The organism is Mycoplasmopsis bovigenitalium, assembly GCF_002356075.1.
Classification (GTDB): Bacteria; Bacillota_I; Bacilli_A; order Mycoplasmatales; family Metamycoplasmataceae; genus Mycoplasmopsis; species Mycoplasmopsis bovigenitalium_A.
Genome location: NZ_AP017902.1, coordinates 24943 through 41606 on the forward strand (window position 1 = coordinate 24943; position 16664 = coordinate 41606).

Annotated in this window: 7 protein-coding genes; 4 read left to right on the top strand and 3 right to left on the bottom strand. The window is 27.0% G+C overall.

What is annotated here, in order from left to right; translation table 4 throughout:
- The first annotated feature begins 455 nt into the window (after positions 1-455).
- Complete coding sequence (locus MBVG596_RS00075) at positions 456-2090, top strand: IS1634 family transposase (RefSeq protein ID WP_225247171.1); 1635 nt, start codon at positions 456-458, stop codon at positions 2088-2090.
- Positions 2091-2391: 301 nt separating this feature from the next.
- On the opposite strand, the gene MBVG596_RS00080 is transcribed toward MBVG596_RS00075, so the two are convergent.
- On the bottom strand, positions 2392-7524 hold the full coding sequence (locus MBVG596_RS00080) for a GA module-containing protein (protein ID WP_172412420.1): 5133 nt from the start codon (positions 7522-7524) through the stop codon (positions 2392-2394).
- 450 nt (positions 7525-7974) lie between these two features.
- On the opposite strand from MBVG596_RS00080, the gene galE reads away from it, so the two are divergent.
- The 3 genes from galE (at position 7975) to MBVG596_RS03805 (ending at position 12964) form a co-directional block, all read left to right on the top strand.
- The gene (galE, locus tag MBVG596_RS00085) at positions 7975-8976 is read left to right on the top strand and encodes a UDP-glucose 4-epimerase GalE (RefSeq protein WP_096385347.1); all 1002 of its coding nucleotides are present in this window, start codon (positions 7975-7977) and stop codon (positions 8974-8976) included.
- A 1-nt stretch (position 8977) separates the two neighbouring features.
- A complete protein-coding gene (gene glf / locus MBVG596_RS00090; RefSeq protein ID WP_096385350.1) occupies positions 8978-10156 on the top strand; it encodes a UDP-galactopyranose mutase in 1179 nt (392 codons plus the stop codon).
- 249 nt (positions 10157-10405) lie between these two features.
- Positions 10406-12964: an MAG6410 family transglutaminase-related lipoprotein gene (locus MBVG596_RS03805; RefSeq protein WP_096385352.1), complete on the top strand. Its 2559-nt coding sequence runs from the start codon at positions 10406-10408 to the stop codon at positions 12962-12964.
- Positions 12965-13013: 49 nt separating this feature from the next.
- On the opposite strand, the gene MBVG596_RS00100 is transcribed toward MBVG596_RS03805, so the two are convergent.
- Positions 13014-14819: an ABC transporter ATP-binding protein gene (locus tag MBVG596_RS00100; RefSeq protein WP_096385355.1), complete on the bottom strand. Its 1806-nt coding sequence runs from the start codon at positions 14817-14819 to the stop codon at positions 13014-13016.
- Between the two features lie 20 nt (positions 14820-14839).
- The gene (locus tag MBVG596_RS00105) at positions 14840-16630 is read right to left on the bottom strand and encodes an ABC transporter ATP-binding protein (RefSeq protein WP_225247172.1); all 1791 of its coding nucleotides are present in this window, start codon (positions 16628-16630) and stop codon (positions 14840-14842) included.
- Positions 16631-16664: the final 34 nt, after the last annotated feature.

Here is a 16664-nt window from a genome sequence, read left to right on the forward strand (position 1 = left end):
TGCTTAAATTCTAATCATTAAGCAAAAAAAAAAAAAAATAGCCCGCAAGCTATAAATTTTCTGGTATTTTATGAAAATACCATATTTTTGGGTGTAAACTAATAAAATAATTTTTTAGTCGCAGCGTTTGTAATAAAAAACGAATAAGTTTTGCAGAAATTAGTTTTTTTACAATGATTTAATATAAGGGTCTTATTTTTTATAAATGGATCAGTGGGAACTATAATTAAATACCTTGGTTACAGTGTTTTAATACTAGACTAATTTTAAGTGACTCTCATTGAATCATTTTGATTGATCCCTGCGTTTCCCAGTTTTAAGCGATAAATTAATCTAATTTAACTATTTTTTTCACTCCATACTATATATAGTATGGAATTTTTCATATTTTTTAATTTTATAATTGCATTTAATTACATTTATGATATAATAAGAATATGGAAAAACAAGATTAGATGCTATTTAATGTTCATGGAAATAAAAAGGGCGTTTTATATAAATATGTTGGCTGGTCAAACGGATTCAATAAAAATCCAACAAGATGGTTTAGTTTAGGAAATGTAGAAAAACTACTTGAAATTAACGAAAACGCAATCGAGATAATAAAAAACAAACTTAAAAACTTCACTAGACAGGATAATCCAGATAAAGTTAAACATGCGCTTCTACACTCGATTGAAAAAGAAAAAATCCAACATACAAGTATTTGCGTTGGCAATGAATTAATAAGTGAATTTATTGAAAAACACAACATATTTAAACAATTAAAAGCCACAAGACATAAAAATATGAATGAAATATTTAATTTCTTAGTGGCGAAAAGAATTATTAATCCCACAAGTATATACAACTCATTTAATGAATCAGATGAATATTCAACAAATATCTTTTCTTCTAAGAATAGCTTTTATAGACTTTTAGACATTGTTCACGAAAACAAAGACCAATTGCTTTTTTCAATAAATAAATTAGTTGAATCGGAAACAAAAAGTAAATTAGATGAAATCTATTTTGATTCATCTACAGTGTATTTTGAAAGTTTTAGCCGCGAAGGACTTAGGGTTCCTGGGTATTCTAAAGATGCCAAATTCAAAGAAGATCAGATTGTGATTGGTCTTGCGTGCGACAAAAATGGTATTCCTATTTACATGAAAGTTTTCAAGGGAAATACAGGGGATTCAAGAACAATGATTCCATTTATATTAGAACTTGAAACTAAATTTGGCATAAAAAATATAACAATTATTGCTGATAGAGGGATGAGTACAAATGCAAATATCCGTTTTTTAGAACAAAGAGGACACAATTTTATAATCTCATATAGAGCAAAATCTGGTAGTCAGAATTTTAAAAATTGGATTTTAGATCGCGAAGGATACATTGGAGATTCTGAATTTAGATACAAAGAAACAGAATATGAATCTAATTGAAAAAATACAAGATTTAATGGTAAATTAAGAAGAAGAATTGTAACTTATTCAAAAACAAGAGCAAAAAAAGATAGAGAAGATCGCGGAATTTTGATTGATAATTTCCGTAAAAAACAAGACAAAAGCGGTTATGTTGATTCAACAAAAATGTTGGGTACAAAAAAATGCAAATTCTTTAAACAAATATCTAAGTTTAAATTTGAATTAGACTTTGAAAAAGTCACAAAAGATTCTGAATTTGATGGTATCTATGTTTATGAAACAAATATTTCAAATATTTCTGCTGAAAAAATCATTGAAAAGTACGCGAACCAATGAAAAATTGAAACAAATTTTAGAGCATTAAAAAGTTTTTTACAAATTAGACCGGTTTATGTGAGACTAGACGAACACATAATAGCACACTCAATATTATGTTTTATATCACTTGTTTTATTAAAACTTATTACTTATAAGATAAACAAGTTTTATGAGGATTATGGTGTAATTGACCATTTATCTGAACAAAAACTTATTAATATATTATCCAAACTAAGAGAAAGAGTTGATATCAACTCAAAAACAAAAGAAATCATTAAAAGACAAAGAGAAGATTCGAAAACAATAAAAGATATTTGAAGCGAATATGATCTTATTAAAAAAATTGTAATTAAAAAATAGCATAAAAATAACGAAAAGCACTATAAATAAGGCTTATTCGTTATTTTTATTATTTGAAACTGGGAAACTCGGGAAAAAAAAAAATAGCCCGCAAGCTATAAATTTTCTGGTATTTTATGAAAATACCATATTTTTGGGTGTAAACTAATAAAATAATTTTTTAGTCGCAGCGTTTGTAATAAAAAACGAATAAGTTTTGCAGAAATTAGTTTTTTTACAATGATTTAATATAAGGGTCTTATTTTTTATAAATGGATCAGTGGGAACTATAATTAAATACCTTGGTTACAGTGTTTTAATACTAGACTAATTTTAAGTGACTCTCATTGAATCATTTTGATTGATCTTTTTCAGTCGTATATGTTATTCTGTGCGCTGTATTGTTTCAATAGTTATGGTGCTCTGGTATTGTGACAACACCATATCATGTTCTTTGATCGACAATTAATTTATATTTTATATTATCTTCATCACCTGTGCTAAATATAATGCCTTTTGGGAAATAATCCCAGTGATTTGGCTGTCTAGATCTCACAGCATCAGTTTTATGGCCCTCATCAGCATTTCAATTAATGTTGAAGTGTAAATATCTTGGACTATATCATCTATCATCTAAGTGAACTTTTGTTCTTTGATTATTGGCACTTGGGTTTTCTATTCATGCATATGATATATGCATAATTGTATGATTGTTTCACCATACTTCACCAGTTAGAGATCATTTACCATTTCCAATTAATTCGATTATTTCTTTTTTGAACACTAATCTTTTGACATTTAATATTGAAACTTTTGATGCTTCTTTAATCGCCTCTGTATATTGGCCTAATTCTTTAACTCCATTTGTGCCAAGTCTTCTTAATAATTCTGGATTTTTAAAATCAACTCAATGTTTAAATTCATGCCATGCAGAATTTTTAATGTTTTCATTTCTTGCATGTTTGTCTAAATAGACTTTTACATTTTCTAATGATGATTTATATTGAGTCATTGCATCATTGTTTTTATCAATGCTTTGTGTCTTTATATTTAGTAAATTATTATTAAAATTAGATTCATATTCACTTTCGAGAGCAGAAATAATATTTTCGTTATTTTGCACTATTGATTGGTTAGCTATTTTTAAGTCTCGATCGCCAATGATATTATCATACTCTTTAATTCTATGAATTGTATCCTTGTATGAATTTAGTGAATCTAAATATTTATCAATGATTTTTTTATTTGCGGCCATTTCTTTATCAATTTCGGATTTTAGTTTATTAAATGCTTCTGTATTGTGGTCTTTTTTCAATCTTTCTATGCCAATTTTATTAGTTCATTTTTCTTTATCTTTGTTTTTTAGATAGCGTGTTTCACTAACTTCTTTATTTAATTCATTGTGTTTAGTAATTAAATCAATTTTTTCAGCATATCATTTTTCAACTTCTTGGGATTTTGTTATAGCTTTATTAAATTGATTTGAATTAAATTGATGCCCTGTAAACGTTTTACTTAATTCAAGTTTTATATTGTTTAATCTATTTACATCATTTTTTAATTTTTGATTTAATGATGATAATTCGTTTTTATCTTTCATTTTGTTATCCAAATCATTAAGAATGTATGACTCAAACAATTTTTCAACATCTTGGGATAAATTATTAAATTTTGAAGTAATTTCATTGCTATATAATCTGTTATTCTTTTCGATAATTTTATCTACAGTTTCATTATTTTGTAGCATATTTTTATTGATAATTTCTTGAATATTATTAACTTGTTTTTTTATTATTTGGTCACTTTTTTCGTTAGATAGCTCAGCAATTAATTTTTTAACATTGTTTAATGAACTAATTGCAGCTTTGTGTTTAGGATAATTTTCTTTTCATTTATTAAATTCAGCTTGAACATCACTTATGTTTTGCTCTGTATCATTCTCTTTTAATTTGTTAATCAACTGGTTTTTAGCACTATCGGGTATTTGATTATTATTTTTAGCATCATTAATTGAATTAAACAATGCAGTTTCCTTATCAAAAATATTTTTTACTTCGCCATATTTGTTGATGGCATTTTGTTCGCCATCCGTTGATTTAATTGAGTTTATTGAACTGTTTTTTGTTTCTTGTTTTAATAAACTATTTGTATTGTCTAAATTTCTAATTTTTTCTGCTTGAGCTTTTTTCTTATCATTTAATGTTTTTGCTTCTTGAAGTATTGATGTAATTTTATTGTTAGTTGCTTTTTTAATTTGCTCAATATATTTACTTTTTTCATTATTTGATAGATATTCATGTTTTTGAATGTTTAAAGTTGAATCATTTTGTTTTGATTTTAAAGCTAAATCATCATAAATTTTTTGCGCTTCTTCACGTGTAGATGCGTCTTTAATTTTTTGAATAGTTTGTTGTTTTTCATTATTAACATTACTTAATTTATTTACTTTATCAATTAAATCTTTCTTAAAGTCATTTAAAACGTTTGCATCATGCTCAACTTTGTTGATTTGTTCTGATGTTGTGGCGTTAATTAGTTCTTTTGTTAATTTTTTAATATCATTTTGACCTAATGAATTGAAATTATTGTTGCTTTGGTCAAATTTGTTTTTTATTTCTTTTTTCTGATTTTCAAGTTTAACAAAATCATCTTTTACTTTTGTATAAGCAGTCTTTTCATCATTATTCGTTATTAATTTTTTAATATTCTGGTTAATGTATTCTTTGTCAAATAATTCTGAGTTTTTAATTGAATCAAACACATTTTGTTTTTCGGTGTTTTTCTCAGTTATTCTTTTTACTATATTGTCAATTTCAGTGTGATTTTCAGTATTAACTTTTTCAATGTCTGCAATAATTCGCTGTTTTTCATTTTCGCTTATGAATTCTAATTTTTCAACCTTAGATTCTGCTTCTAATTTAAGTGATTGAAGTTTATCGCCTTTTATTCTGGAAATAATTGCATCAATTGATCTTTCATTATTTTTTGAATTTATTTCTTCAGTTACTTGTTTCAATTCTTCTGGCTTATCATTAAGAATTTTTTTGGCTAACTCAATAGCTTCGTGTTTTTTCTTTTCTAATGTTGCATCATTACGAACCTTTGTAATTTCTTCTTCAGTTTTAGCATCTGTAAGATCTTTTGTAAGTTTTTGTTTTCTTTCATCCGAAACAAAATTTTTAGGGTCATTGATAAGACTTTGAACTTGTTGTTTTAGGTTATTTAATTCTAAAACCTTGTTTTTTAGATCTTTTGCACTCTCCAAATCAGATTCTTTAATTTTGTTAATAAATTCATTTTTAGTTTCTTCATTGAAGTTGAATTTATTGATTTCATCAACTAGTAGTTTTTTGCCATTATTTAAATTATCAGCTTCTGATTTAATATCATTAAATTGATTATTTGCATCATTTTCAATGCTGTTGATATTTTCAACTTTTTTGATTAAAGAATTTTTTTCTTCTTCCGAAATATATTGAGTTGATAAAGAGTTTATGTGCTCTTTTACTTGCTTTTTAATTTTGTCTAATTCATTCGCTTTTTGTGTGATTTGGTCAATTTCTGCTTTAGTTGAAGCACCATTTATTTGTTGTTCAAGAAGCTCTTTTTGAGCACTATTTAAGCTTTCTAATTTTTGAATGTTATCAATTGCAGATTTTTTGGCATTATTTAATTCAATTGCTTTATCAAGAACTTTTTGTGGAGTATTATTTGGAGTTTTTGTAGCACTATTTGCATTTTTTATGTCTTCTAAAAATCTTTGTTTGTCATTGGTTGTTAAGTTTTTTAGACTATCAATTTGTGAATATTTAGATTTTTTATCATCTTGTAGCGCTTGAGCTTTATCTATTATTTCTTTGACTTTTTCTTTAGAAGATGCACTAATTAATTCATCAATAAATGAATGTTTTTGTTCGCTTGATAAAAAGTTAAATTCATTATTAATTTTAGTTTTAGCAGCTTGTTTATCAGTGTTTAGTTCATTAATTTGTAAAATTATTTCATCAATTTGATCTTTATTTGTTGCTTGATCAATTTTATTAAAGGCTTCTTGCTTAAATTGATTATTAAATAATTCATATCCATCTTTTAGTTGTTTTTTGGCTTTTTCTTTTTCATTTATAAGATTGATATCATTTTTAATTTCTTTTAATTTGTCAACAGATTTTTCAGATTTAATTTGCGCTTTAAACGCTTCAACCTGTTCAGGCGATAAATATATTGCGTGAGCGAGTGTTGATTCAATATTTTTGTGTAATTTTTCCAATGCAATATTTGAATTATTTTGTTCATCGGTTTTTAATTTTGATAGTTGATTTAAAGCATCATCATATTTGCTTTGATTTATTCTATCTTCAATATTTTTTATATCTTTTTGCAATCTTTGATTTGAAGAGTTATATTCCTCTACCAAAATATCAAAATCATCTGTCGAATTGATTTTATCTAATGCACTTTGTTGTTTGTTTGCTAATTCATTTAAATTTGTATCAATTTCCGCTTTTATTTTGCTTAATTTGGCTTTTAATTCTTCTATTTTAGTATTTGAATTTGCTATAACTTGTTTTAATTCATTGTTTGAATTTAAAATATTTTCAGGCAATTTTTCAGTTAAAGAATTTATGTAATTATGAGCATCATTAGCTACAATATTTTTCTTTTCAAAATCTGTAATAAACGCTGATATCGTAGGTAAATGCTCATTTAGTTTTGCAGAATCATTTATTTTTGCATTTAATAGTTTAATGTGCTTATTTAGCTCTTCCAAATAAGCTGTGTGGCGTTGTTCATTTGTTCATTCATTAAATGTTTTGATTAAATCAGCAACATGTTTTTCTGCCTTTTCAACATCTTTTGCTTTTAATGCTAAATCATCAATATGGGTTTTTGAATCCATAACTTCTGCGCGCTTTTTAGCTTCTTTTAACTCATTCATTGCTTTTTGCAATTCTTCATTCGCTTCGCTTAATCCGGGAAAATTAATATCTGAAGTATTATTTAATTTTTCAATGGCTTGGTCAGAAGTATCCCTTGCTTTTTTAACAATTTTATTGATTGTATCAATATTGGTTTTTAGTGTTTCTTCTGATTGGGTTATTTTAGTTTCAAGTTCTTCAATCTCAGTTTTGAATTTTGACAATGCCTGTTGAATTCTCTTGTAGTTTTTGTATTCATCTTTATCCAATTTTTCATAGTTGGTCATATATTCATTTAGTTTAGTTTTTGAATTATTTATAGCATTTCTCAATGTATCAACTGAGTTTTTATTTGAATCAAGAGTTTGAATATTATTATCTACATTTTGTCTATTTGAATTGATTTCTTCAATGATTTTGTTTACTTGTCTAGGATTTAAACCATTGCCAATAATTGCAGCAGCTGTTGCACCCAGTGCAATTGCACTAGATGAAATAACTGTAGCATTAAATATAGTTCGTTTAACTGATTTTTTCATAAGATTGCTCCTATTCATATAGTTAAATAAAATAAAACTAAATTATTATTTAACTATATTAAATATATTTATATATTTATTGCTTAAATTCTAATAGTTAAGACAAAAAAAAAAAAAAATAGGACCGATTTGACCCAAAAAAACGAAATGGAGCAATAAAAATATGGAATTTATATTGATTTTATTCATTAAATAGCCTATTCATTTAATTTTAAATTAAGTTTAATTAACACACAAAACAAAAAAATATTAATCAAAATCTAATTATATTTTTTTGACCAAAATCAATATAAATTCAATTGAATAAAATAAAATTGATTGAAAAATAAATATTCTTTTGTTATAAATTATGAAACATATAGAATTTAACGAATCAATATCAAAAAATGGGTGCCGCAGTAGTGCTATAATTCATTCAATAAATTTATTAGCTTTATAAGAGGAGTTTTTATGACTTATTTATTGATTGGCGGCGCCGGATACATAGGTAGCCATGTAGCGGAAATTATCAACAAAAGTAAAAGAGATAAAGTAGTTATTTATGATAATTTATCAACTGGTTTTAGAGAATTTGTAGAAGCTGAAAGTTCATTTTTTGAAGGTGATATTTTAGATGAAAAATCTTTAGATATTGTTTTTTCAAATCATAATATTGATGTAGTTATTTATTTAGCAGGACTAATTAAAGTTGGCGAAAGTGTTAGCGAACCATTGAGATACTACGAAACAAATATTCAAGGTCTTGTTAATGTTTTAAGAACAATGAAAAAACACAATGTAAATAATTTCGTTTTTTCTTCATCTGCTGCAGTTTATGGCAATGACTCAAAACATGGTGGATATTTTTACGAAGATGATGATAAAAATCCATGTAGTCCATATGGCAGAACTAAATATTTTGGCGAACAAATAATTCAAGATTTTGCAGTAGCTAATAATGATTTTAGATATTCATTTTTAAGATATTTCAATGTTGGCGGCGCTTCAAAAAGTAAAAGAATTGGTTATTTAACAAAAAATGGATTAATGCCAACCCACATAATTCCATCAATCAGTTATTATGCCTTTGGCCAAAGCAAAGAGTTTAAAATTTTTGGAAATGACTATAAAACTCCAGATGGAACATGCATTAGAGACTATGTTTATGTGGTTGAATTAGCTGAATTACACAAGTTAGTTGCTGAAAAAATGGTTCAAGATAATACAAATCTATACTACAACATTGGTAGTTCAAATGGTTTTTCTAATTTAGAAATTGTTAAAACATTTGAAAAAATACTTGATCGAAATTTAGGTATTGGTTATGGACCGAGAAGAAGCGGTGACCCAGATATTTTAATTGCCGCAAACAAAAAAATTACCAGTGAATTAAATTATCAAATCAAAAGTGACATTAATGAAATAATTTCGAGTGAAATTGAATTTAGAAAACACCAACTAAAAAAGGACTAATATGAAAATAATTACTAAATTACCACAAAACATTAATAAATATGATTATTTATTTATTGGTTCAGGACTAAGTACTGCCACTGTTTGTGCTACTTTGCCAGCTGATAAAAAAATCTTAGTTATTGAAAAAAGACCTCACATTGCCGGAAACGTTTTTGATTACGACGAAAAAGGAATTTTAGTGCACAAATATGGCCCACATATTTTTCACACAAATGATGAAGAAGTATTTACATTTTTGAATAAATTTGCAAAATTCAATTCTTATAAAAATGTAGTTGAAGCGAAAATTGATGATAATTTAATTCCACTACCAATTAATATAAATTCAATTAAAATCCTATTTCCAAATGAAGCACAAGAATTCATAAATTATTTAAAATCTCAGTTTCCAAATCAAGAAAAAATTACTATTTTAGAATTGTCAAAATTAGATAAGTTCCAACATATTTATCAAACAATTTACAATCGTGTTTTTGCAAGTTACACTTCAAAAATGTGAAATAAAAGTATTGAAGAACTAGACGCTTCTGTGTTTGCTAGGGTACCAATTTATTTAAGTGAAAGAAACACTTATTTTACTGATAAATTTGAGGGATTACCAGTTCAAGGTTACACAAAGATGGTTGAAAATATGATGTCAAGCAACAATATTGATATCATATTTAACACCAATATATCTGAAGTAATAAATTTCCAAAACAATTCAATTTATATTGAAAATAGTAAAATTGATATACCAATAATTAACTGTGCTCCTATTGATGAAATATTTGGATACAAATTCGGTAAATTAACTTATAGATCACTTAATATTGAATTTGAAACATTAGGTGTAAAAAGCTTACAAAAAACAGCTGTTGTTAACTATCCTGAACACATATCAATGACAAGAATTACTGAATATAAGAATTTTTACCCTGAAAAAAATATTGATATTGAGCAAACTATTATTTCGAAAGAATACCCTGGCGATTTTGACGAAAATTCACAATTATTTTCGGAAAGATATTACCCTATTCCAAACGATATTTCTAAAGATCAATATTCAAAATACTTGTTAGAAGCTCAAAATTATCCTAACCTTTATCACTTAGGCAGACTAGCCAAATATGAGTATGTAAATATGGACCAAATTGTAAGAAAAGCACTAGATTTTGCTGAAAAATTAGACAAATAAGTAAGCTAATTGCTTGCTTTTTTTGTTGCTCAAATAATTAAAGTTACTTATGAATTTTGGATATTCGAATATGCTATAAATTGGAATTTTGATTCAATTGTTTATTGAAATTTCTAGTCATTTTTACTAAATTTATAAATTTGTTATTTTTATTTTAACTTCAACGTATAAATTTATGTTATGAATTTATATATTTAATTATTTATTTTTAGAAGTAAAATAAAAACACAAGTATTAGGGGTAAATATTATGAAAAAAAATAAAATTAAAAAATTGTCTTTAAGTCTTTTATCTGTTGTATCTATCTTTGCAGCAGGATCATTTGTTTTTAGTTGTGAAGTTTCTGACAATAATTCTAAAAAAAATACTGGAAAGATAACATTTGGCGTAACACACGGTGTTATGGTTGATGATGATAAAAAAACTAATGCTGCAACCACTGATATAGATGGAAATGTTGACATTCATAAAGTAATTGACACTAATAGCAATAATAACACTGGTGGTGAAGAGAAAAAGCACACGGACGCAGCTGGAGATTTAATAGGTAATAGTCAAGGAAATCACACTGGTGTAATACCAAAAACTAATTTTGATAATTCAAACCGAAATGATAAGGAAACTACATCTAAATCAAACGTAGACAAACAAAAAAATGGTGGAAATAATAATTCAACAGACCCTTTTAATGCTAAAACAGACAAAACCCCCAATAATTATCAAAATATTAATGACAAAAGAACCACTTCTAATAAAACTGAAAAAGATAAACCAGCTACTGAAACAAATCAGCCAATTTCAACAAACCCTTTTGACGAAAATAAACAAATTTCTAAAGAAAACGAAAATAATTCAGCTGATAATTCTGCAGACAAATTAAGTGCTAATAATAAAAATAATCAAGAAGTTAGACCTTCTAAAGTAGCTGATAGTTCATTTTATCCAACTCAACCAACTCAACCATTCAATGAAATTTCTATGCAAGAACAAGAAATTAAAAATAAAATTTTATCTACTAAAAACTTAGCATCAAACTTCTATTCACATCCTGACTTTAAATTTAAGGAAGCTTCTTTAATTATTAAGGGCGATGGTAAAGACGCTAAAAAGTTGGAATTAGTTGATAAATCTGGGCGTCCCGTTGAAGGGGTTAAATGATTTATTAAAGCTCAGTATCCAGAAGAAATGGTTTATTCATCAAGTGAAAAAACACCTCAAGATGTTTCGATAAGCATAACTAGTGGCGGAGTTGTGACAGGCAAGGAACACGAGCAGGAACAAAGAAGTTATCAAGTTTGAGCAGAATATAAAGGTTATTTATTTAGAACAATTGTCCGTGTTCTTTCGAAATTTGAAGTTAAAGCATTAAACGAAGAAACATTATCTATTGAAAAAGTTAGGGAAATTACAAAGAATTGACACAATTTATCTGATGTTATCAAAGCCCGGAATGCATATGATTGAATTTCTAAAAATGTTAAGTATCAAGAACGAGGTGATCTAGTATCTGACCAGACAGCTTACTCATGTTTAATTGAAAACCTTTGTGTTTGTGCGGGTTATGCCAAAGGTTTTCAAATGTTTATGAATGAATTAAATATTCCATCTAAAACTATTGTTGGCTGAGTTAGAAATGAGTGACATATTTGAAACCTTGTTGAGCTTGAGGGTAAATGGTACCACGTGGATGTTACTTGAGATGCTAATACAGAATTTACTAAATATGGTAAAAAAACAAGAGCAACTTCATACACATACTTTTTAGTAAATGATAATGATATTGCACCTGGTAGAAAATATAACAACTATATCCCTAAGTCTTTGATGGGCGAAAAATATAGAGGATTCCAATTAGAAGGTCTGATAAAAAGTGAAGAAGATATTCGCAAAATTGTTGAGATGCAAGTGAGTTCAAAATATAATTCTGATTCAAAATTTGTAAGTTTTGTTACTGGTAATTCATTCACTGATCATGCAATGGTAGAAAGAATTATTAAAGAGAAAACTGGACATGATGTTGGCGAAAAACATACAGGATATAGAAATAATTTTAGAACTTTAAAATATAAATTTTCTATTGATTCGAGCAAAATTAATAATATAAAAACAATTCAACTGAAAGCGGATAATTTTAAAAATGATAAAAGTGACTATATTATTAAAGTTTCTGGCGTAGATCTTCCTACTTTAACAAAAGAAAATATTTGAGTTAAAGGTGCCTATATTGAAAAAGTTGAACAATCTGGTAGTGAATATCTAGTTTACTTATCAAATTTCAATAATTTTGGCAAATCTGATGTTGAATTATCTGTTTATAAAATAGGATATAAATTTAATATAGATAATTTAGGAAAGTTAAGTTTTGATGTTAAACGGCACAATAAACCTCAAGCAAAATTTATTGGAGTTGATGATAATTCCGGCATTTTACAAAACCTAGATTTAGATATGGAATATCGTTTAGGTTTAGATGAATGAAAAGATATAACAAATAATAAAATTGAGTTAAATGGTATTGGTACAAAATTAATTTCAATAAGAAAAAAATCATCAAAATCAATGATGGCTTCTGAAATTCAAATTATAAAACCACAAAAATATTCATATATTGATAAAGAAGTAAAAGTTTATAACAATAAAATTATTGGTGTTGATAGTAATATGGAATATCGTTTAATAAACACTCGTAATTGACAAGATATTAATTCAATTTATCTCGAAAACTTAAAACCCGGAACGTATGAAGTAAGAATTAAACCAGGTGAAAATCTTCTGGCTTCTGAATCGATTAAATTGAATATTAATTAGCAAAAATAAACACCAAGATTTTCCCTTGGTGTTTATTTTTTCAATTGAATTAGTCAAATTGTGATTTATAAAGTTTTGCATAGCGGCCTTGCAAGGCAAGCAATGATTCATGATTTCCGCGTTCAACAATTTCGCCATTATCAATAAATAAAATTAAATCAGCGTTTTTGATTGTACTTAATCTATGAGCGATGACAACACTGGTTTTGTTTTTCATTATTGAATTTGCCAATGCATCTTGTATAACTTTTTCAGTATTTGTGTCAATATTTGATGTGGCTTCATCAAGTATTAATATTTTTTTATCGCCTAAAATTGCTCTAGAAATTGAAAGCAATTGTTTTTCGCCTTTTGAAAGAAGGGAGTCATTGTTTTGTAATAATGTTTGGTATCCTTTTTCAAGTCTTAAAACTAAATCATGAGCGGAAACTAGTGATGTTGATTCATAAACTTGGTGTTCTTTGGCGTTTTGGTTGCCAATCATAATGTTGTTCATAACCGTGTCTTTAAACATGAATGAGTCTTGAAGAACAACAGCCATTGATTTATTTAAACTATTTTTGTTAATGTTTTTTAATTCATAGCCGTCAATAGTGATTGAACCTTTTTCATAGTCATAAAATTTACTTAATAAATTAATGACTGTTGTTTTTCCTGCTCCTGTTGGCCCAACAAGGGCAATAGTTTGGCCTGGAAGCGCCTCAAAAGAAGCGTTTTTAAGTTGCCAGTTTTCTTTTGTTGTGTCGTATCTAAAACTTACGTTATTGAATATAATATGGCCTTTAACATTGTTTAATTCAGTAGTTTCATGTGAGGTATCTGGTTCTTTAAGCTTCAAAATGTCATTAATTCTGGCAGTAGAAATAACACCATTTTGTGAGTTAAAAATTGTCATAATAATACCCTGTAATGCACCGGTAACATTATGCAGAAGTCCGACATAGGCAATAACAAATCCAACATCTGGGACTTTTGTTATTGCTCCAAATAGTGGAATTGAGGCGTTTTTGAATCATAATGCTAACGCTGTTGCAATCAATACAACAAGGTTTGTACACATAATAAATCAAGGTATAAACATTTGTGTATACAAGTCAGCCACAAAGGCATGATTTTTGATATCTAAAGCAATTTTATTGAATTTTTGTTCAGAATTTTGTTGTCTACCGAATGTTTTTGTGATTTTCATGTTTTTGACTGATTCTTCAACATATGCATTCAAATCGCCAAAATCATCTCAGACTTTTTTAACATATGGGCGTGACTTTTTAATCATTACAAGCCCAATTGAGAACAATGCAAAAGTAGTTATAATGACAATAAGTGTAATATTTGTGCTATAAACAAACATCATTATTACAGTGATTATTAGGTGAGCAATATTTGAAAAAGTTTGTAAAAGCAATTGACTTAGTGTGCCACAAATATTATTTATATCGTTAACTAAGGTTGATATTAAATTTCCTGCTTTATTTCTATCATAATAAGAAATAGGCATTTTCAACAATTTTTGCATTGCAATTTTTCTCATATTCATAGCCGTAGAATAACTAACAACAATATAAATTCGAAATTCTAGACTTCTTAATATTGCATACAAAATAAATGAAGCCAACATAATTATTATTAATATTAAAAATGTTTTGTCATCAAATGCTTCTTTTTGCTCAAAAACATTTTTTGTCAATGTTTTTGAAACAATTTGGCCACTTAAAATAATTCCAATAATATATGTAACTGAGTTAAAAATTGTTGTTAGAATACCAAAAAAGAATAATCAGGCGCTTTTTTGCGAATATTTGCCAACAAGTTTAATTAGGCCAAGTGTTGAGCCAAACTTTGTTTGTTTTTTCATGACTACTCCTTTCTATGCTTCTAATTGACTTGCGTGAATTTGTGAATAAAATTCGCAGTTTTTAATAAGCTCTTCCCCTGTGTGCCTTGAGCAATAATTTGTCCTGATTCCATAACAATTATTTGTTCACATTTTTTAAGTGCCCCAATTTTTTGTGAAATTAAAATAGTTGTACATTCATAGTTGTTTGTTATGTTTTCAATAACTTTTTTAGTAGTTATATTATCAAGAGCACTTGTTGAATCGTCTAGTATTAATATTTTTGGTTTTCTTAATAGTGTTCGCGCTATTGAAAGTCTTTGTTTTTGTCCACCTGAAAGATTAGTTGCGCCCTGTGTGATTGGGTGGTCTAAATTATCATCAAATTTATAAACAAAATCATATGCGCAAGCGTTTTTTAATGCTTCATTTATTTCTTGGTCATTTGCATTTGGTTTAGCTCATTGCATATTTGAACGAATTGTTCCCGAAAAAAGCATTGGGTCTTGATAAACAATTCCGACTGTTTGTAGTAGTTGCTCTGTGTTAATTTGGTTAACTTCTTGGTTAGCAATCTTAATTGAGCCTTCATCATACAAGTAATTATTTAGTAATAAAGATACAAGTGTTGATTTTCCAGATGCAAATAAACCAATAATACCAAGCGTAGTTTTATAGGGGATAGTTAAATTAATGTTTTTCAATGAGTAATTTGGATTATCTTTGTAGTATTTAAAATTAAGATTTTCTATGTTTATGTTATAGTCAATATTTTTACCTTCTTCAATTATTTTTAAGCCTTTTTCAACAAATAATGCATCAGCATTCGTGTTTAAAATTTCAACAATTCGAGTTGCGGAAACTCTTGCACTAAATGCAAAACGTAAAAACATTGTGATTAACAAAATACCAAAACCAATTATTCATAAGTAGTCGATAAAAATATTTACTTGAACAAGGGTATTTACTGTAGCATTTTTTGTAATAACTTCATTTCTCGCTCAGAATAATATTCCAATTTGAACAAAGTTCATAACAGCAAAGAAAATTGGATATAAAACTGATACGGTTGTGTTAAATGAAACGTTATATTTTAGTCATGCTGCGTTGGTTGTATTGAATTTATCTAGTCTTTTTTGTTCAAGATTATAAGTTTTGATGGTAGAAGCCCCCTTGATGTTTTCATCAATTTCCTTGGTTACTTCTTCAATTTGTTGTTGAACTTTTTTGATTTTTGGGCTTGATATTTTTCCAATTGCAAACAATATTAAAAATAGTAATGGGACAACTAATAATATTATTAGGGCTAATATTCAATTGACAAAGAATGACATTATTGCCCCACCAATAATCATTAAAAATCCTTTTAACATTGTTCTTAGACCTGAAACTAAAAAGTCTCAGAAAACTGCAACGTCATTAGAAATTTTTGTCATTATTGATTCAGGTTTTAAATCAGAAATGTTTTTTAGACTCAAATTATTGATTTTTTCAAACAATTTAACTCTGTAGAAATATGAAGCCCGTTCGCCAGCTCTTACATACATAAATGTTGTTATGAATGATAACAATCCAACAACTAAACATTGAATAAGTATTATTCCGATTAATCAATTTCGTACATAATCTCTGTCTGCTTCATTGAATAAGATTCACCCTTTTACAACTTCAATAGTAATTTTTTGCTTTTGGTCATCAAAAATTAATTTAATAAACTGTGAAATCATATTTGGAATAAAGAAGCTTATTATTGATGTAAGAAATATCAAAAAGCCGCCAAAAATGAATTCAAATTTCACTCTTTTTGGCAAAATAGAAATTAGTTTAAGCATAATCCCCCTTTCCTTTTTCTTTTGAAAAATGAAT